The sequence below is a fragment of the Ectobacillus polymachus genome (assembly GCF_048159605.1).
In the GTDB taxonomy this organism is placed as follows: Bacteria; Bacillota; Bacilli; order Bacillales; family Bacillaceae_G; genus Ectobacillus; species Ectobacillus polymachus.
In genome coordinates, this window is sequence record NZ_JBLREB010000002.1 from 209969 (window position 1) to 229170 (window position 19202).

The 19202-nt window shown below is 41.5% G+C and carries 17 protein-coding genes; 14 read left to right on the forward strand and 3 right to left on the reverse strand.

The window, feature by feature from the left end:
* Positions 1-136: 136 nt before the first annotated feature.
* From ACM5BR_RS11600 to ACM5BR_RS11635, 8 genes are all read left to right on the forward strand, one after another.
* Entirely contained in the window at positions 137-382 is a 246-nt protein-coding gene (locus ACM5BR_RS11600) for a type B 50S ribosomal protein L31 (RefSeq protein WP_416828072.1), read from the forward strand.
* Positions 383-537: 155 nt separating this feature from the next.
* Positions 538-1140, forward strand: a complete 603-nt coding sequence (locus ACM5BR_RS11605; RefSeq protein WP_416828074.1) for a thymidine kinase — start codon at positions 538-540, stop codon at positions 1138-1140.
* Between the two features lie 89 nt (positions 1141-1229).
* The gene (prfA, locus tag ACM5BR_RS11610; RefSeq protein ID WP_416828588.1) at positions 1230-2297 is read left to right on the forward strand and encodes a peptide chain release factor 1; all 1068 of its coding nucleotides are present in this window, start codon (positions 1230-1232) and stop codon (positions 2295-2297) included.
* Complete coding sequence (prmC, locus tag ACM5BR_RS11615) at positions 2297-3145, forward strand: peptide chain release factor N(5)-glutamine methyltransferase (RefSeq protein ID WP_416828075.1); 849 nt, start codon at positions 2297-2299, stop codon at positions 3143-3145. The genes prfA and prmC overlap by 1 nt, the downstream gene beginning before the upstream one ends.
* Positions 3146-3244: 99 nt before the next feature.
* Positions 3245-4078 carry a stage II sporulation protein R gene (spoIIR, locus tag ACM5BR_RS11620; protein ID WP_416828589.1) on the forward strand — a complete coding sequence of 278 codons (834 nt, stop codon included), beginning with the start codon at positions 3245-3247 and terminating at the stop codon, positions 4076-4078.
* A 49-nt stretch (positions 4079-4127) separates the two neighbouring features.
* A complete protein-coding gene (locus ACM5BR_RS11625) occupies positions 4128-4571 on the forward strand; it encodes a mechanosensitive ion channel protein (RefSeq protein ID WP_416828076.1) in 444 nt (147 codons plus the stop codon).
* Between the two features lie 105 nt (positions 4572-4676).
* Entirely contained in the window at positions 4677-5711 is a 1035-nt protein-coding gene (locus tag ACM5BR_RS11630) for an L-threonylcarbamoyladenylate synthase (RefSeq protein ID WP_416828077.1), read from the forward strand.
* An 82-nt stretch (positions 5712-5793) separates the two neighbouring features.
* The gene (locus ACM5BR_RS11635; RefSeq protein ID WP_416828078.1) at positions 5794-6357 is read left to right on the forward strand and encodes a manganese efflux pump MntP; all 564 of its coding nucleotides are present in this window, start codon (positions 5794-5796) and stop codon (positions 6355-6357) included.
* Positions 6358-6525: 168 nt separating this feature from the next.
* Here the strand turns inward: ACM5BR_RS11635 and ACM5BR_RS11640 are convergent, their stop codons facing one another.
* Entirely contained in the window at positions 6526-6909 is a 384-nt protein-coding gene (locus tag ACM5BR_RS11640) for a DoxX family protein (RefSeq protein WP_416828079.1), read from the reverse strand.
* 266 nt (positions 6910-7175) lie between these two features.
* Complete coding sequence (locus ACM5BR_RS11645; protein WP_416828081.1) at positions 7176-8567, reverse strand: sigma-54 interaction domain-containing protein; 1392 nt, start codon at positions 8565-8567, stop codon at positions 7176-7178.
* A gap of 229 nt (positions 8568-8796) precedes the next feature.
* Between ACM5BR_RS11645 and ACM5BR_RS11650 the strand changes: the two genes are divergently transcribed.
* From ACM5BR_RS11650 to ACM5BR_RS11675, 6 genes are all read left to right on the forward strand, one after another.
* Positions 8797-10122, forward strand: coding sequence for an aminotransferase family protein (locus ACM5BR_RS11650; RefSeq protein ID WP_416828082.1), 1326 nt, complete (start codon positions 8797-8799; stop codon positions 10120-10122).
* A 30-nt stretch (positions 10123-10152) separates the two neighbouring features.
* Positions 10153-11286 (forward strand): alanine dehydrogenase, encoded by a 1134-nt coding sequence (ald, locus tag ACM5BR_RS11655; protein ID WP_416828083.1) that lies wholly within the window; start codon positions 10153-10155, stop codon positions 11284-11286.
* A gap of 22 nt (positions 11287-11308) precedes the next feature.
* Complete coding sequence (locus ACM5BR_RS11660) at positions 11309-12784, forward strand: aldehyde dehydrogenase family protein (RefSeq protein WP_416828084.1); 1476 nt, start codon at positions 11309-11311, stop codon at positions 12782-12784.
* A gap of 133 nt (positions 12785-12917) precedes the next feature.
* Positions 12918-14315, forward strand: coding sequence for an amino acid permease (locus ACM5BR_RS11665; RefSeq protein ID WP_416828086.1), 1398 nt, complete (start codon positions 12918-12920; stop codon positions 14313-14315).
* 124 nt (positions 14316-14439) lie between these two features.
* Complete coding sequence (locus tag ACM5BR_RS11670; RefSeq protein WP_416828087.1) at positions 14440-16467, forward strand: hydantoinase/oxoprolinase family protein; 2028 nt, start codon at positions 14440-14442, stop codon at positions 16465-16467.
* 17 nt (positions 16468-16484) lie between these two features.
* Positions 16485-18458: a hydantoinase B/oxoprolinase family protein gene (locus ACM5BR_RS11675; protein ID WP_416828088.1), complete on the forward strand. Its 1974-nt coding sequence runs from the start codon at positions 16485-16487 to the stop codon at positions 18456-18458.
* A gap of 52 nt (positions 18459-18510) precedes the next feature.
* On the opposite strand, the gene ACM5BR_RS11680 is transcribed toward ACM5BR_RS11675, so the two are convergent.
* On the reverse strand, positions 18511-19005 hold the full coding sequence (locus ACM5BR_RS11680; RefSeq protein WP_416828089.1) for a hypothetical protein: 495 nt from the start codon (positions 19003-19005) through the stop codon (positions 18511-18513).
* Between the last annotated feature and the right edge of the window lie 197 nt (positions 19006-19202).

The following is a 19202-nucleotide window of genomic DNA, read 5'->3' on the forward strand; positions in this document are numbered from 1 at the left end:
GGAAAACATAATGTTGCAAAAAGCAAGTTGCGCTGTTATAATTTCCTCATGTGTGTTTTATCGTTAAACTATGCTAATTTAGCATTCCATATTACTCTGTTTCGAATGATTCAGGGCGGAAGGAGATGAAGTAAAAATGAAACAAGGAATTCATCCAAAATACAATAAGGTAGTGTTTATGGACATTAACACTGGCTTTAAGTTTCTTAGCGGATCTACAAAGTCTTCTAGCGAAACAGTTGCATGGGAAGATGGCAATACGTACCCATTGATCAAGGTGGAAATCTCTTCTGATTCTCACCCGTTCTACACAGGACGTCAAAAATTCGCTACTGCTGATGGTCGTGTTGATCGCTTCAATAAGAAATACGGTCTTAAGTAATACAATTTGCCGAAAAAGAGTGCACACTCTTATAAGACAAATTGTAATTGCGTAAGTAAAGCAGGCAAGCAGAGCTTGCCTGCTTTTTTGCGATGTTACAATATAGAAATCCGTCAAATAAAGATCGGCTTCTCATGGAACAGGAGGCTTTTTTTATGTACGTAATGAATCGAGAAGGCTGGGTTGAGGTAATATGCGGCAGTATGTTTTCTGGTAAGTCAGAAGAGCTGATCCGTCGCGTCAAACGAACTCAATTTGCCAAGCAGCATGTAATGGTATTTAAACCGAGCATTGATAAGCGCTATAGCAAAGAAGATGTCGTATCTCATAACGGCACAAGTGTTACAGCGATTCCGATTACAGCTTCAAAGGAAATCAATGAGCTTGTAACGGAAGATTTAGATGTAATTGCAATTGATGAAGTGCAGTTTTTTGATGAGGACATTGTGGAAGTGGTGCAAACACTAGCAAACCGAGGCTTTCGTGTGATCGTCGCAGGTTTAGACCAAGATTTTCGGGGTCTACCATTTGGACAAGTTCCTCAGTTAATGGCTATTGCAGAAGATGTGACAAAATTACAGGCCGTATGTTCGAAGTGCGGGGCGCCTGCAAGCCGAACGCAGCGTCTGATTAATGAAGAACCCGCTTCTTTTGATGACCCTATTATTTTAGTAGGAGCTTCCGAGTCATACGAACCACGTTGTCGTCATTGTCATACAGTACCAAAAAGAGAGGCAAATGAAAAAATCAGTTTTTGATGCACAAGAATAAGGGTAACACCTTGCTTTTTACACTTTTTGCAGACTATACTTATGTATTAGAAACTTAGGATGTTGAGGTGAGTGACGTGTTAGATCGACTACAGGCTGTAGAGCACCGTTACGAGAAGCTCAACGAACTTTTGAGCGATCCTTCTATTGTAAATGATCCGAAAAGGCTTCGTGAGTATTCAAAGGAACAGTCTGACATTCAAGAAACAGTGACTGTCTATCGTGAGTATAAAGACATCTGTGAGCAATTAGCAGATGCAAAAGCAATGCTAGAGGATAAATTAGACGCTGACATGCGTGAAATGGTGAAAGAAGAAGTTTCCTCTTTAGAAGTACAGGAAAAAGAGTTGGCAGAACGTCTGCGTATTCTTCTTATTCCGAAGGATCCAAATGATGATAAGAACGTTATTATTGAAATTCGCGGAGCAGCAGGCGGCGATGAAGCTGCCTTGTTTGCAGCTACCTTATACCGAATGTATAGCCGTTATGCGGAAATGCAAGGCTGGAAATGCGATGTCATTGAAGCAAACTATACAGAGCTAGGCGGATTTAAAGAAATCATTTTCATGATTAACGGTAAAGGCGCGTTTAGTAAAATGAAATTTGAAAACGGAGCACACCGTGTTCAACGTGTTCCAGAAACGGAGTCAGGCGGTCGTATTCATACTTCTACGGCAACGGTAGCTGTCTTGCCGGAAGCAGAAGAAGTGGAAATTGACATTAATGACAAAGATATTCGTGTTGATACATTTTGTTCAAGCGGCCCAGGGGGACAAAGTGTTAATACAACAATGTCAGCCGTTCGTTTAACACATATTCCAACAGGAGTGGTTGTTTCCTGTCAGGATGAAAAATCACAAATTAAAAACAAAGAAAAAGCAATGAAAGTATTACGTGCACGGGTGTACGATAAATTCCAACAAGAAGCACAGGCTGAGTACGATCAAAACCGGAAGCAAGCAGTTGGTACCGGTGATCGCTCTGAACGTATTCGTACGTATAACTACCCGCAAAACCGTGTAACGGACCACCGTATTGGCTTAACCATTCAAAAGCTAGACCAAATTCTGCAAGGAAAATTGGATGAATTTATTGAAGCTTTAATTATGGAAGACCAAGCCAAGAGGATGGAGGCCGCAGAATAATGCGCGTGTATGAAGCCCTCAAATGGGCTTCTTCTTTTTTGCGGGAAAGAGGACGCGATGAAAATGCGGGAGAGCTTCTCCTTCTTCATGTACGTAAGACGGACCGAACGGGAATGCTGATGGATATGCAAGCTGAATTAACCGAGGAGCAGCAGACGGAGTTTCGTAATATCGTGCAGCGTCATTATGACGGGGTTCCAATCCAGTATATTACGGGATATGAGAGCTTTTATGGACGTATGTTTCATGTGAATGAAGAAGTTCTGATTCCTCGTCCGGAAACAGAGGAGCTTGTTTTCCACGTTCTTTCACAAATACAGAAAACCTTTGGCGGTGCATCATTAGATGTGGCAGATATCGGCACAGGGAGCGGTGCGATTGCTATTACGTTAGCGCTAGAAAATCCGCATCTGTCTGTAGCTACGGTTGATATTGCTGCCCCGTCGATTGAAGTGGCGAAGCGAAATGCCGCTGAGCTTGGAGCAAATGTAACGTTTTATCAGGGGGATATGCTGCGTCCCTTCATCGAGAACGGACTGAAGCTCGACGTTGTCGTATCGAATCCACCGTATATTCCGGTGCAGGAGTGGCAGGAGCTATCACCGCTTGTGAAGGAGCATGAACCGGCACGTGCCTTAGTTGGAGGCGAGGATGGCTTAGACTTTTACCGCCGATTTATGGAGCAGTTGCCGCAGGTATTGAAGGACCGTGCCATTGTTGCCTTTGAATATGGAGCTGGGCAAGGTAAAGCTATCGAGCGCATGCTAACAGAAACGTTCCCGCATGCCGCTGTCCATCTTCTCTATGATATAAACGGAAAAGACCGTATCGTCATTGCTGAAATATAGCAGGGCGATACGTTAGACGTGATTATTTTTTTAGATTCATAGTTTAAGATTACGCTCATGTGTCCACACTGATACTACTGAAGGGACGGTGTGGATAACATGAGAAAACAGCTTATTGCTTATTTAATTCTATTGGTAATTGGTGCGCAAATGATGGCGCATTTTGGATATACGAAGGCACAGGCAAGTGTTATTCCAAAGGATGCGATCAGGCTTCGCATTTTAGCAAATAGTGATAGTGAAGCGGATCAAGCGTTAAAACGGAAGGTACGCGATCGTGTGAAGGAGCAAATCGATACGTGGGTTGCCGATTTACATTCGGTGGATGATGCTCGTACAATCATTCAAAGCCGTATTCCGCAGCTGAAGCAAACCGTAGCGAAGGTATTGCAGGAAGAGCACAGCAACCAACAGTATAAGGTGGAGTTTGGCAAGAATATCGCTTTTCCTACAAAGGTGTATGGCAATTTCGTTTATCCAGCTGGCGATTATGAGGCGGTTCTTGTTACGTTAGGAAAAGGTGAAGGTGCCAATTGGTGGTGCGTTCTATTCCCTCCACTATGTTTCCTTGACTTTGGAACGGGTACAGCTATTCAGAAGGAAGCAGCAAAGGCAGCAGAGCAGCCAGATAGTAAGCAAGACGTAACGACAGCTAGCCTGAAAGTAGAGGATAAAGGAAACGGAAATCAAGATGGTCAGGTAGTTCAAACGAAGTCTGTGGATAAGCCTGCAAGTATACATAGTAAGCAGGTTCATACAACGGTAAAAGAACAACGTGTGCATAAAGAAGAGCAGCTTGTTCCGAACGATGAGAAGGCTCAGGTTGATAACACTGCGCAGCCACCGTCTATAAAAGTCGAAGATGCTCCTGAAAAAAAAGTAGAAGTAAAATTTTTCATCGTAGACGCGATTCATTCTTTATTCTCTAAATAAGTTCTGCTACTCTCACCTCCTTCATAAGTTAGAGAAGGAGGTGAATGCCATGCGTTTTGCGACGGAGCATGATCTGCAGCGGCTTCTCGCTTTTTTAGGACAGGCCGGCGTTAGTACGGAAAACGTAGATACGCTATTTTCACAGTTTATGATTGAGGAAGATGAACAGGGGCAGATGAAGGTGGCCATCGGCTATGAGAGAGCAGGTGAGGAAGCCTTGCTTCGTTCGTTAGTACTTTCTCAAAGAATGAATCCGCTGGACATACTCGAATTTCTGCAAACATTTCTGGGGCGCCTGAAAATGAGAGGAATTACAAATGTTTATGTACTAGCTAAGCATAAGGATTTGCCACTTTTCCACATGTTTGGCTTTGAAGCTGTGGAAAAGGTTCCGAAGCAAATTACTGATATACCTCATTTTCAAAGGAATGTAAGGAATGATTGTATTGTTTTGAATTGTCAGCTATTCACAAAGTTATCCACTATTTTATAAGGGTTATTCACATTCTGTGGATAAACCCTATTTGTATAGATCGTTTTTTTCGTAGTAAACTAGACAAATAACGATGTTCTCACAAGGAAAAGGACGTGGTAAGGAATGGAAACGAAGCTTTGGACTGTGGATAAAAATGTTGAAAACGATGGTACATATCCACAATTACAGGAAGCCGCAAATCTTCTACAGCAAGGAGAAGTGGTAGCTTTTCCGACGGAAACGGTATATGGCCTCGGAGCAGATGCTATGAAAAACGAGGCAGTTCGAAAAATCTTTGAAGCAAAGGGAAGACCGAGCGACAATCCACTAATTGTCCACATTGCAGATGCAGAGCAGCTTACACCGATCGTATCCTCGATCTCCCCGCTTGCCCATGTGCTGATGGAGACATTTTGGCCAGGTCCGCTTACTCTCATCTTCCCAAGCTCGGACCGCGTGGCAACGCGAGTGACCGCAGGACTGAACACGGTTGCTGTGCGCATGCCTGATCATCCCGTTGCCCGTGCGCTTCTGAAGATGGCGAATGTTCCGGTGGCAGCACCGAGCGCAAATGTATCGGGACGCCCGAGCCCAACGCTAGCTTCACATGTATATGCCGATTTAAATGGGAAAATCGCCGGCATTGTGGACGGCGGAGCTACCGGAGTAGGGGTTGAATCGACTGTACTGGACATCACGAGCGAAGTACCTACGATATTACGCCCAGGCGGTGTGACGAAGGAGCAATTGGAGGCAGTGATCGGACCAGTAGAGCTTGATAAAGGCTTACAGGATGAATCGCTAAAACCGAAAGCACCTGGTATGAAATATAAGCATTATGCGCCGAAAGCTCCCCTTACAATCGTAGAAGGTTCGCCCAGCTATATAGAGCAGCTGGCATCGCAGCAACAAGGTAAGAAAGTAGGGATTTTAACAACTGAGGAAAATGCCGACTTCTACCGGGCAGACTATGTGCTTGCTTGCGGAAAACGAGCAGATCTTGCAACAGTAGCAGCGCATTTATATGATACGCTGCGCCAATTTGATGAAGTAGACGTGGACGTCATTTATAGTGAATCCTTTCCAAAGGAAGGGATGGGAATCGCTATTATGAATCGTCTTGTGAAGGCAGCTGGACATCAAATCATCGTGGAATAGAGTGAAATGATTTAAGTAAAAATAACTTCTATCCTTCTTTGGACGTGCATATGTTTAAGTAGCAAGTCCAAGGAGGGAACATATGGACATTGGACATATCATCGGAGAGCTCGTAACCCTAAGCTTTATGGCAGTAGCCCTTGGGCTAGATACCTTTTCCGTTAGTCTAGGAATGGGGATGATCGGGCTCAAACGGAGGCAAATCTTTAACATAGGTATGATCATTGGTGTATTTCACTTCATTATGCCTCTTCTAGGGATTGGTCTCGGCCGTATCCTTTCGGAAAAGTTTGGATCGCTGGCTACGATTGTTGGAGGCGTGGTTTTGCTCGGACTTGGCTTTCACATCGTATACTCTTCCTTAATTAGAGGGAATGAGAAACGATCCGCACCAACATCGGGTCTCGGCCTATGTTTATTTGCCTTTGGCGTCAGCTTAGACAGTTTTTCAGTCGGCTTAAGTCTTGGCATATTTGGAGCGCGAACGTGGGCAACGATTGTCATTTTTGGACTCGTCAGCGCGCTTCTTACTTGGACAGGGCTCATTCTCGGCCGTCACGTAGAGAAAGTGTTCGGAACCTACGGCGAAGTACTTGGCGGAATGATCCTGATTGGCTTTGGCTTAAAGCTATTATTTCCTTTATGAAAAAAAGCGAAGGGACGGCTTCGCTTTTTTATCATTTCACGACAGAAGACTCTCACTTCAAGGAATATGAAGGGCGTAGCCCAATAAGAATTCGTTGGCAAATCGTAACCGAATCAAATAAAAAACAAGCACGGCCGAAGCCGTGCTTGTTTCATTTTCGGGTGTTACTTATAGAACGTAAGCACCAGGTCCAACTAAAGCAACACCAACTGCTACTGCAATTAAAACAAGATTGTATTCAAATCCGTTTGCTGTAACCCATAAACCATTTTTACCATGTACGGTAGCGATTGCTATAACCATCGTTACGACAATAAGAAGTGCTCCTACCCAAGTAAGTACACCAGCAGCGAAAAGAAGTCCTCCTACAAGCTCAGAAGCTCCGGCCATAAATGCCATAAATACGCCAGGCTTCATTCCGATTGATTCTAACCAGCCACCTGTACCTTTCAAGCCGTAGCCGCCAAACCAACCGAATAATTTTTGTGCCCCGTGACCAACGAATAAAAGTCCAATGATTAAACGAATAATTAAAAGTCCTAAGTCCATCATAATAGTAATTCCTCCTAATAAAATTTATTTACTTACTTTACATAAGCTATAGTATATCAGTAACTTACTTTTGTCAAGCTACTTATATAAAATCCGGGAGATAAACATAAAAAACTTCCCGATTTCGGGAAGTTTCACTTTAATTGTCCAGCTCCAGCGCCTAGCCCCTCGAGGTCAAATAACCCCGAACATATGAAGTCAAAGAACGACTTCCTATGTTCGAGAACATTTGCTTGTCGGGGCTGACCAAGGCGCTTGCGCTTTTCTTAGGTTAGATCCTTATATTTTTTAAGTTTGCGTACGACAGAGGGCTGGCTAATGCCCAGAAACTTAGCCATTTCATACGTTGATGTGCATTGTTTATAGGCTTTCAAAATCATCTGTTGTTCCACTTTTTCTAAGACCGTCTTTAGATCGTGTTCTTCATAAAATGGTTCCTCCATGACAAGGGGAGTTTCTTTTCTCTCAGTCGATCTATTCCCGACCATGAAAGGAGGTAGGGAGTGCGGATAAATGGTCGATTCCTCGGTTGTTAAAACGAGTCGTTCTACTAAATTCTCTAATTCTCGAACATTGCCAGGCCAGCTGTATTGAATCAGAATTTCATAGGTAGATGAATGGAATGTTTTTAACTTTTGGTATTTCGCATTCATTCGATTTAAATAATGATTAAGTAACAAAGTAATATCTTCTTTTCGTTCGCGTAAAGGGGGGAGTAAAATTGGAATTACATTTAATCGGTAAAATAAATCAAGTCGGAATTTTCCTTCTTCCACCATTTTGTCTAAATTACGATTTGTTGCTGCGACGAGCCGAAAATCGATATGATTTTCTTTATTTCCGCCAATTCGCATAAACTTTTTTTCTTGCAGAACTTTTAACAATTTTACTTGGATAGCTAAAGGCAATTCTCCAATCTCATCTAAAAATAAAGTTCCGTTATGAGCTTGTTCAATCAGCCCTTGCTTCCCATACTTTTGCGCACCTGTAAAAGAGCCAGATTCATAGCCAAACATTTCAGATTCAAATAAATTTTCGGGTATGGTACTGCAATTTACTTCAATAAACGGTTCTTTGTGACGGTGACTATGATTGTGCAGGGAACGAGCAAACATACTTTTTCCGACTCCCGATTCTCCTAATAACAATACAGTTGCACCTGTGTCGGCGACTCGATAAATCGTTTTTAAGATTTGCAGCATTTCTTTACTTCGATAGAGAATCCCTTCTTTTCCACGAAGCTCCTCAACCTCTGTTTGGTAGCCTTTTACTTTTCTTTTTAATTGTTCATATTGATCTTGAAGATTACGAATCTCTGTTTGATCTTGGGCATAGCTGATTACGCGGATTAACTTCTTATCATCATTGAAAATGGGATAGGCTGTCGACATAATAATTTTCCCGGTCTTCGTATGCTGCATAATTTGGATTGCTTTTCGTTCTTTTATTACCATGGCCGTAATGGATGGAGAAAGAATCCCCTCTTCTTGAAGCGTATAAACGGATTTGCCAATATAATTATCCGTTTTGACCCCATAAACAGCCCAGTGATCAAGATTGGTATACAGAATAACCCCGTTCTCATCGGTAATTGTAATATTGTTATTCGAGGTCTGGATAATCGTATCTAAAATCGTATCTTCAATTGAAAGATTCATAAGACCCTCCTTTTTCTACTTAACTTGGTAATACATGGAAATGGTTGATTCAAATATAAATCATACAAGATGTAATAATCAAGAAAAGAATCAAAATTAATCAATAAATGAATCGTTCTCTAAAAAATGATGGTTAAAATGCTGATTTTTAAACAAATCTATTTTTGGCATGAATCTTGCTATTGAATAGATACAACACAATATTTTTTTTTTAGAAAGGATGGTTTATATGTTAAAAGATGTAACCTTGGCGAAAGAATTGAGTGAATTAGATAAGAAACACTTTGTCCATCCAACGTCTTCGATTTCACAGCAGCAGGAGAATGGACCTAGTTTTATTTTCACAGAAGGAAAAGGAATCTATCTTACTGATATTACTGGAAGAAAAGTCATTGATGGAATGTCATCTTTGTGGAACGTAAATGTAGGACACGGACGAGAAGAGATCGCAAAAGTTGCTTATGAGCAAATGTCTAAACTGGCGTTTAATTCTTGTTTTTCAACATTTAGCAATGAACCTGCAATTCGATTAGCAACAAAAATCGCCTCCCTTGCACCCGGGGATTTAAATGCTGTCTTCTTTACTTCCGGTGGATCCGAATCAAATGATACAGCGATTAAACTTGCTCGTCATTATTGGCTTTTAAAAGGGATGCCAAATCGTCAAAAAATTATATCCCGTACAAAGTCGTATCATGGTGTAGCGATGGGAGCAACGAGTGCAACTGGATTAAAGCCGTTCCGTGATTTTACGAATTCGCTTGCACCTGATTTTTATTATGTAGAGGGTTCCTCTATCGAAGCATTGCGCGGGGCGATCGAGCAAGAAGGACCTGAGACGATTGCAGCTTTTATTGCTGAACCGGTTCAAGGTGCTGGCGGTGTGAATATCCCAACAGAAAGCTATTTTCAAGAAGTAAGAAAAATATGTGATGAATACGGTATTTTAATGATTGCCGATGAGGTGATTACTGGATTTGGCAGAACCGGCACGTTTTTTGGTATGGAGCATTATGGCGTTACCCCTGATATGATGAGCTTTGCGAAAGGTGTGACGAGCGGTTACGCCCAATTAGGCGGCGTGATTCTATCAGATAAGATTCATAACGATTATATAAAACTGTCAAAGGGTACGTTATTACATGGCTACACATACAGCGGACATGCGATGTCCTGCAGCGTCGCTTTAAAAAATATTGAAATCATTGAACGCGAAAATTTAGTTGAAAATTCAAGACTGATGGGTATTGAAATGTTAAATGGCTTTAAATATCTACAGCGTAAACACCAAATTGTCGGGAATGTAAGGGCACTTGGTCTGATTGGCGGTATGGCAATTGTCAAGGATAAGAATACTGGGGAAGGGTTTGAAACACAATTAACTCCGAAACTAGTGGAAGAAGCTACGAAACGCGGATTAATTCTTCGAGCTGTCACTTTTGATCAAGATACACTCGTGTTTGCACCGCCGTTAATCATTAATAAAAAAGAGATCGAGAGAATGATAGAAATACTGGATGAAGCGATTACAGCAGTTGAACAAGAAGTTTTATAAGGGAACAAAAAAGATAAGGAGTGAAAAATTATGATTATTGGAGTACCAAAAGAAATCAAAAACAATGAAAATCGTGTAGGTATCACACCAGCTGGGGTTGCAAATTTCGTGAAAAATGGTCATGAAGTCTGGATTGAATCAGGAGCTGGACTAGGCAGCGGTTTTACAAATCAAAATTATACAGAAGTAGGAGCAACAATTGTTCCTTCCGCTAAGGAAGCATGGAATGCGGACATGGTCATTAAAGTAAAAGAGCCGTTAGCATCTGAATATAGCTACTTTCGTGAAGGCTTGATTCTTTTTACGTACCTGCATCTTGCCCCAGAACCAGAATTAACAAAAGCGCTTGTTGAGAATAAGGTTGTTGCGATTGCTTATGAAACGATTCAGCTAGAAAATGGGTCTCTTCCATTATTAACACCGATGAGTGAAGTAGCTGGAAGAATGTCTGTCCAAATAGGTGCACAATATTTAGAAAAGCATGAAGGCGGAAAAGGTGTCTTACTTGGAGGTGTTCCAGGAGTATCCCCAGCTGAGGTTGTTATTGTTGGCGGCGGGATTGTTGGGACGAATGCCGCAAAAATGGCGATGGGCTTAGGCGCAAATGTTACGATCTTAGATACAAATATAGATCGTCTTCGTCAGCTTGATGATATGTTCCAAGGAAGATTGAACACACAAATGTCGAACAGCTTTAATCTTGCCGAATCCGTTAAGAAAGCCGATTTACTAATTGGTGCAGTTTTAATCCCAGGAGCTCGTGCGCCGCGAATTGTTACGGAAGAGATGATTAAAACGATGCAGCCGGGTTCAGTGGTAGTTGATGTGGCAATCGATCAAGGCGGTTCAATCGAAACAATCGATCATATTACAACACATAGTGAACCAACTTATGAAAAACATGGTGTCGTTCATTATGCTGTCGCGAATATTCCAGGAGCAGTAGCGCGTACATCAACAATGGCTCTAACGAATGTTACCATTCCATATGGTGTTCAGATTGCTAACAAAGGCTATCAAAAAGCTGCACGAGAAAACAAGCCATTAGCATACGGAATCAATGTTATAGATGGAAACGTGACATATAAAGCCGTAGCTGAAGCTCATGGCTATCCATACATTCCAATTGAAAATTTTTTAGCCAAAGAGAGTCTAAACGTATAACAAAGGAAACTGGGGGAGAGCAATGAATAGTTATGTAAATAGTTATACGAGTTATTTCAATTACATTGGCGGACAATGGACAGAAGCGAAGAATGGGTCGACGCATGCGCATTATAATCCGGCTAATCCATCCGAGTGTATCGGTTTGACAGCGAATTCTTCAGCTGAAGAAGTAGACGAAGCAGTTGCACAGGCAAAGCAGGCATTTCTTACATGGAAGCAATTCTCTCCTGTACAGCGTGGAGAGGTTTTGCGAAAGGCTGCTGACCTTTTGGAAAAGCAAGTTCAAGAAATTGCCGAAACGGCTTCGAAAGAAATGGGAAAACGACTTGTAGAAACGAAAGGCGAAGTACTTCGAGGTGCAATGATTTTACGCTATTATGCACAGGAAGGAATGAGGAAGATGGGAGAGCTTCTCCCATCTGTAAATCCTCAAAATACATTGTATTCTGTTCGGGTTCCTTTAGGAGTGATTTCAGTCATCACACCATGGAACTTTCCTGTGGCGATTCCAATGTGGAAAATAGCACCGGCTCTTGTGTACGGAAATACGGTTGTTTGGAAAGCAGCGCAAGAAACAGGTATAACAGCAGTCATGCTTGCGAAAGTTTTTGAACAAGCGGGCTTACCTAAAGGTGTATTAAATCTAGTAAGTGGAAGAGGCAGCATCGTAGGGAATGCCATGGTGGAGCATCCAGATACGGCCGCTGTTACATTTACCGGATCTAACCAAGTTGGGCGAGAGATTGCCTTAAAAGCAGTGGCGCAAAATAAAAAGTTCCAGCTGGAGCTTGGGGGTAAAAATCCTGTCGTTGTCCTTGAGGATGCTGACTTGGATCTAGCTGCTAAGCTAACACTTGAAGGGGCAATGAAGCAAACGGGTCAGCGCTGCACTGCAACAAGCCGAGCGTATGTAGAAGCGTCCATTTACGATTCGTTTATGGAAAAGCTAGTAGATAAAGTAAAACAAATTAAAGTAGGGGATAGCCTAGATGAAACGGTAGATATGGGACCAATCGCCTCTGCTAAACAATTAGAAAGTGTTGTTTCTTATATAGAGAAAGGGATTGATGAAGGGGCTGAACTCCTTTATGGCGGAAAACGTTTACATGGGCCGGACTTCAAGGAGGGATACTTTATTGAACCAACGATCTTTGGAAATGCAACGAATGAGATGACGATTACGAAGGAAGAAATTTTCGGACCTGTCCTAGCTGTAATCAAAGTTGCTGATTATAAAGAAGCGCTCGCTAAAGCAAATGATACTATGTTTGGGTTAAGTGCATCGTTATTTACAACAAGTTTGGACAAGGCATTTCATTTCATTAAGAACAGTGAGGTTGGGATGGTTCAAATTAACGGTGAAACAGGCGGCGCAGAACCGCAGGCTCCGTTTGGCGGTACGAAAGAATCCAGCTCAGGTACACGCGAACAAGGTCAGGCAGCTGTTGAATTTTTCACTTCTTATAAAACAGTATCCATTACTTCTTCTTTGTAGCATGTAGTTAAAGCGCTTCCAAGGTAACGAATGGTTCCGCACCCTAAGCCTAAACACTTTCATGCGCGGAACCGTTTGGTTACGGATGATAGATATATTGGAACACATAAACTTTGCCAAGGCGGTGGTCAAAATGAATGATCAAAATAATGAACTGAAACATGTTCTTAAGACTAGGCATGTAACGATGATTTCTATTGGCGGTGTAATCGGTGCGGGGCTATTCGTAGGAAGTGGTACGATGATTACGACAGCAGGACCTGGAGCACTCCTATCGTATGGAATTGCCGGACTTCTCATCGTTCTGATTATGCGTATGCTGGGAGAAATGGCTGTTGTAAATCCTGATAGCGGATCTTTTTCCACCTATGCACATCAAGCACTTGGTCCTTGGGCTGGGTATACGATTGGTTGGTTATATTGGTTTAATTGGTTGATCATCGTTGCGATCGAGGCTACGTTATTGGGAGGTATGGTTCATGATTGGTTACCTTCCATACCAATATGGGCGGCAAGTTTTGCATTTCCTATTCTATTAACGATTACAAATATGTTCTCAGTCAAAGCATACGGAGAATTTGAATATTGGTTAGCTTTCATTAAAGTATCTGCCATAGTCATATTCCTATGTTTAGGTGCAGCAATCATTTTCGGTTTTGTTCCAGGGGTTAAAACACTAGACCTTGCAACTTTTACAGCGAACGGCGGCTTTTTCCCTCATGGATGGATGCCGGTACTTCTTAACGTAATCTTTATTACGTTCTCACTATCCGGGAGTGAGGTAGCAGCAATTGCAGCTGGAGAATCTACAAACCCTAAAAAAAATATAATAAAGGCGATAAACGCGGTAGTGTGGCGGCTTCTTCTTTTCTTTGTTGGTTCCGTTGCCATATTGGTTATGGTGATTCCAGCGGGTGCCAAAGACTTGCTTAAAACTCCATACGCCAGTGTCTTCAAACTGGCAGGTCTTCCTGCTGCGGCTCAAATTATGACTGTTGTAATCTTTATTTCCTTGCTCTCCGTTTTAAATTCAGGGTTGTATACAAGTTCCCGTATGATATATTCTCTTGCGAAAAAAGGAGATGCCCCAAGTTTCCTCGCACGTGTAAATAAAAGGGGAATTCCGTACTGGGCTTTAGCTGCGAGCGTTTTTTTCGCTTATGTATTCACCTTTTCTAAATTTGCGTCTCCTGATAAATTATTTGTATTTTTAGCTGATAGCTCAGGCGGCGTCACGCTGATTATGTATATACTTATCGCCTTCTCACATATACGTTTACGTAGAAAAATGGAAAAGGAAAATCCCGAGAAACTGACAGTGAAAATGTGGTTATTCCCCTACTTAACGTACGCAACGATTCTTGTCGTATTTGCCATTTTTATTGCCCAAGTTTTTATCGATTCTATGCGATCTCAATTCTACCTTACTTCCCTCCTAACAATCTTAGTTATAGGATCTTACTTCCTGTTTAATTATAAAAAAGAAGAACCAGTTGTTCAGCAGCTAGAAGAAGTAAAAGTGTCAGAGTAAATCATAAGGGGACATGCTAGAACTATACTAACCTTGCCAAGGAGGTGATACTAGTTTTTGCATGTTCCCTTATGCTTAATAGACTGATAATTAAGAAAATTAGGACAGGAGTGAAGAAATAACGATGACGCAAACGCGATTAGCAATCGATGTAGGTGGTACATTTACCGATGTATTTGTTTTTGATGAGAGCACTGGAAATGTTTTTGTAACGAAAACATCTTCCACACCATCGAATCCAGAACGGGGAATTTTAGATGGAATTGAAAAAGCGCAGTTGCAGGGTAAAGATATTAAAGTATTTTCACACGGTACAACAGTTGGTACGAATGCTTTAATTGAAAGAAAGCTACCGAAGACAGCGTTAATTACAACAAAAGGGTTTCGAGATGTTCCGGAAATTCGGCGCGGGACAAAGAATGACTTATGGGATACGTACAAAGATACTGCAAAACCGTATATTCAAAGGAGAGACCGTTTTGAAGTAATAGAAAGAACTGATTATGACGGTAAGGTGATTACTGACATTGACGAAGAAGAAGTTCGTCAGCTTGCAAGAAAATTAAAAAAACGCGGCACAGAGTCCATTGCTGTTTGTTTTATAAATGCTTATGTGAATGGTGAGAACGAAGCAAGGGTAAAGGAGATTATCCAAGCAGAAATACCAGACATTTATATTTGTATATCAAGTGAAGTACTGCCGGAGATATTTGAGCATGAACGTATGAGTACAACCATTATTAATGCAGTACTAGGCCCAATTATGAGCCAGTATATTAATAGATTAGAAGGAGAAATGAAACAAAAAGGGTATGAAGGAGATATTCTTGTTTTGCACTCTGGCGGTGGTGTCATGACGTCTAGTACCGTTCCTCGTTATGCTGCGAGACTAGCAAGCTCAGGGATTGCGGCTGGGGCAATTGCCAGTAAGCATATTGCCAAATTATGCGGCTTCCATAATGCCATTGGACTGGATATGGGAGGTACAAGTACAGATATTTCCTTAATGTATGATGGCGATATACGAATTACAAAAGACTGGTACATTGAATATGGCTATCCAATTGGTTTTCCTAGTATTGAAATCTTAACTATTGGGGCTGGTGGAGGAAGCTTAGCATGGGTGGATGAAGGTGGTTCCTTACGTAATGGACCACAAAGTGCGGGGGCTGTTCCAGGACCAGCTTGCTACCAAAGGGGCGGAACAGAAGCAACAAATTCAGATGCAAATCTAGTTCTTGGTCGTCTAGGGGTCGATCTATTAAACGGAACAATGAAATTGGATAAAGAAAAGGCATCACAGGCTGTTGAAAAAATTGCGAAGCAGTTTCATTATTCCATAGAAGAAGCTGCCAATGCCATTATTCAAGTAGCAAATGCAAATATGTGCGATGCGCTCAGGTTAATTTCCGTAAGACGCGGCTATGACCCACGCGACTTTGCTCTTGTTGCCTTTGGTGGAGCTGGACCGTTACACGGTGCGCACTTAGCAAAGGATATGGAAATACCAACCATTATTGTCCCTCCTCATCCTGGTGTAGCTGCGGCAATGGGATGCTTGTTAGTAGATTATCGACATGATATATCCAAAACATTTGTGAAGAATTTCAATGGTGTTTCGGTAGAAGAACTAGAAGCTGCATTTGCTGGAATGGAAAAAGAAGCTGAAAAATTATTAGAAGAAGAAGGTGTAGGAAGTGATCACTCTACACTCATGCGTTACATTGACATGAGATATAACGGCCAATGGCGCTCATTAGCGATACCTGTAAGCAACAACATTCTTTCCTTGGATGAAGTATTAGAGGCTTTTCATCAAGAGCATGAACGTGAATTTGCTTACTCTGATCGCAACCAACCCGTTGAAATTTACGGATTACGTGTAACTGCAATTGGAACTGTACCGAAACCAGAGTTTCCTAAGTATGGACCATCTGGATCGATTGAAGATGCAATAAAAGAAGTAAGAGATGTTTACTTCGATGGGGAATTTGTCCCGACTCAGGTATACGATCGTGAGAAAATTCCTGTTTTATCTGAAATTCAAGGTCCTGCAATTGTTGACCAGCTTGATACAACGACAGTTATTCCGCCAGACTTCACAGCAACCGTTGATGTTTATCGAAACTTAATTATCACTGTGAATAAATAAAAGGAGAGGTGAAGACGTTGAATAAAAATACTCAACAGGAAATAACAAACCGTCTCGATCCTGTTACATTCGAAGTATTAAAAAATGGCTTTATCAACCTTGTGGATCAAATGGCAGAACAACTTTTAAGAACTTGTTATTCCTTTGTTATTTATAACCGTGACTTCAGTTGTGCTCTTTGTGACTCGTTAGGAAATACAGTTATGCAAGGAACACAAGATATTTCGGTACACGTGGGAACATTACATTTAACAGCGAAGGCCATTTTAGAGGATTTTTGTGATGATATTCACCCTGGAGATGTTTTCCTAGTTAACGATCCATACAGGGGCGGCACTCACTTTAACGATACGCGTGTAGTATTACCTGTATTTCATGAAGATAGGTTAATCGCTCTTATGCAAGTAAATGGTCACTGGGCAGATATGGGTGGTACAACTCCAGGTTCTTTCGATATTAATGCAAAGGAGCATTATGGGGAAGGCGTTAGAATTCCGCCCCTACGTATATATAGTCGTGGAACTTACTTGAAAGATGTCGTGAATGTTTTAGTGACAAATATGCGGGTTCCTGAAGAAAGAGTTGGGGATTTAAGAGCGCAGGTGGAAGCGGCAAAAGTTGGACAAGATCAGCTTCAGGGTATTGTTAGAAAGTATGGTCTAGAGACAACTCTCATTGCGTTTGAAGAGGTTCAAAATTATGTAGAGCGCTTAGCAAGAACGAAAATTAAATCTTTACCAAAGGGAACATGGGAAACAGTCGATTATATTGATATGGACCCAGAAGTAGGAGATGGCCTTATCCCAATTCGAGTGAAAATGACCATTTCGGATGATGAGATTCATTATGATTTAAACGGATCTCACCCTTATATTGGATGTTTTCTAAACTCAGGGTTTGGGGCATCCTTGTCTGCGACTTATGCCGGAACAAAAACATTTTTCCCGGAAATTCCTTTGAATTCAGGATTTTATCGAGTGGTAAAGGTTGATTTACCTGAAGACTCGGTAGTAAATGCGCCAAGTCCGATTGCTGTAACGGGTTTCTGTTCCGGAACATTTGAAAAAATTATGAATGCTTGCTTCGAGCTTTGGTCAAATGTCATTCCAGAAAGAGCGATTGCTTGTTCTTTCAACTTAGAATACTTACTTATAGGTGGTACGGATGCAAGAACGGATCACAGTAACTATTTTATGTGGTATGACTGGATGGCAGGAGGGCACGGCGGCCGTATTGACCGAGATGGTGCAAATACTACCTCCCCTGTGTTTGGAGTTGGTCTAAGTGTACAGCCTTGCGAAGGTCAAGAACGATTATCTCCAGTTGTTACGACGAAGCATGAAATCATTACGGATTCAGCAGGACCGGGTAAATATCGCGGCGGATGCGGTGTTGAAAAAGGCGGAATTTTATCTGATATAAAAAATACCGTCATGTCCTATTGTTGTGACCGTTCTCGTTCCGTTACATGGGGGATTTTTGGAGGGCTTCCTTCGTATCCACATGGTGCATGGCTAAATCCCGATACAGACGAAGAACAATTTTTAGGGACTGTTTTTTCAAATGTTGAAGTAAAAAGCGGTGATTCCTTTGTTAGACCATCGGCAGGCGGCGGTGGATTAGGTGATCCGCTTGAACGTGATATCTATGCTGTTTTAGAAGATGTGATAGATGGATATGTTTCGATTGAAAGAGCAAGAAAAGATTATGGAGTTGTGATTAGCGAGATTGATAAAGATCTTGATTTGTTTGAAATTGACTATGAAGCGACAAAGGTGGAGAGAGGCTTTATTCGAAGCAATCGTAAAAATTGGCTGGAAACCGATCCTTTCCTTGTGGAAAAGCAGTTTCGTGAAGGAGAAATTGATAAGCTAGATGTGCTTCGCCGTTTTGGCGTCATTATGGATTATAGTGCGAACAAAGTACTGCCAAAATCAACGGAGCAATTTAGAGAATCTTTACGAAAGCGTTCCTTGGCTTATTGGAATTAATTAAACAAAAACAAGGAGGGGGTTCCCTCCTTGTTCTCATCTAAACCGAATATTATATAGATTTTTCATAGGAAATACCTTGCATTTCTTGTACGCGTTTTAGCACTTTTACGAGCGGAATAACAGTAATCGCCGTAAAGATCATTCCTGGAATGGTAGGGATTAATAACGTTATGTACGGAACACCTAGGGTCAAGGATAATACGAGTCTTGCCGCCATCGTACCTATGGGTCCTGCTACAAGTAGAACCGGAATGGACGGGCGCAGCAAAGCTACAAGTCCTCCTGCTACCAAGCGAAAGACAAGGGCTACCTCAATATTAAATACCGTGTGTAAACCCATTGCGAACAAAATAGCACTAGAAATAAGGCCGGCAATAAAATAACGTTTAAAACCAAATACGGCTGCAATGGCAACTGCAATAGGAGCTGAAAGCTGAAATTCTGCGCCTGGTAAACCAATAGGAATTTTAATAAAGCCAGTGATAGAAATCAAAGCAGCAAGTAAGCTGTATTCAACCAATGTATACGTTTTTCCTTTCTTCACTTCGAATCTCCTCCTTTTATTGTTAACTATATTTTAATTTAGGTTAACAATTAAGTAAATAGGGATAGAGAAAAATGGAAGTGTAGGTATATTTATACTATATATAGGAAGATAGTTCATACAATTTTACAAAAAAACAAATAAAACGAGTAAAAATCTTTACACGGTTTCGGTATGATAGGTAGTACGGAAACCAG

Bases quoted from the DNA above. Each gene is read 5' to 3' on its own strand.
- ACM5BR_RS11600 (WP_416828072.1), top strand. From the start codon at position 137: ATGAAACAAGGAATTCATCCAAAATACAATAAGGTAGTGTTTATGGAC.
- ACM5BR_RS11605 (WP_416828074.1), top strand. From the start codon at position 538: ATGTACGTAATGAATCGAGAAGGCTGGGTTGAGGTAATATGCGGCAGT.
- prmC (WP_416828075.1), top strand. From the start codon at position 2,297: ATGCGCGTGTATGAAGCCCTCAAATGGGCTTCTTCTTTTTTGCGGGAA.
- spoIIR (WP_416828589.1), top strand. From the start codon at position 3,245: ATGAGAAAACAGCTTATTGCTTATTTAATTCTATTGGTAATTGGTGCG.
- ACM5BR_RS11625 (WP_416828076.1), top strand. From the start codon at position 4,128: ATGCGTTTTGCGACGGAGCATGATCTGCAGCGGCTTCTCGCTTTTTTA.
- ACM5BR_RS11630 (WP_416828077.1), top strand. From the start codon at position 4,677: ATGGAAACGAAGCTTTGGACTGTGGATAAAAATGTTGAAAACGATGGT.
- ACM5BR_RS11635 (WP_416828078.1), top strand. From the start codon at position 5,794: ATGGACATTGGACATATCATCGGAGAGCTCGTAACCCTAAGCTTTATG.
- ACM5BR_RS11640 (WP_416828079.1), bottom strand. From the start codon at position 6,909: ATGATGGACTTAGGACTTTTAATTATTCGTTTAATCATTGGACTTTTA.
- ACM5BR_RS11645 (WP_416828081.1), bottom strand. From the start codon at position 8,567: ATGAATCTTTCAATTGAAGATACGATTTTAGATACGATTATCCAGACC.
- ACM5BR_RS11650 (WP_416828082.1), top strand. From the start codon at position 8,797: ATGTTAAAAGATGTAACCTTGGCGAAAGAATTGAGTGAATTAGATAAG.
- ald (WP_416828083.1), top strand. From the start codon at position 10,153: ATGATTATTGGAGTACCAAAAGAAATCAAAAACAATGAAAATCGTGTA.
- ACM5BR_RS11660 (WP_416828084.1), top strand. From the start codon at position 11,309: ATGAATAGTTATGTAAATAGTTATACGAGTTATTTCAATTACATTGGC.
- ACM5BR_RS11665 (WP_416828086.1), top strand. From the start codon at position 12,918: ATGAATGATCAAAATAATGAACTGAAACATGTTCTTAAGACTAGGCAT.
- ACM5BR_RS11670 (WP_416828087.1), top strand. From the start codon at position 14,440: ATGACGCAAACGCGATTAGCAATCGATGTAGGTGGTACATTTACCGAT.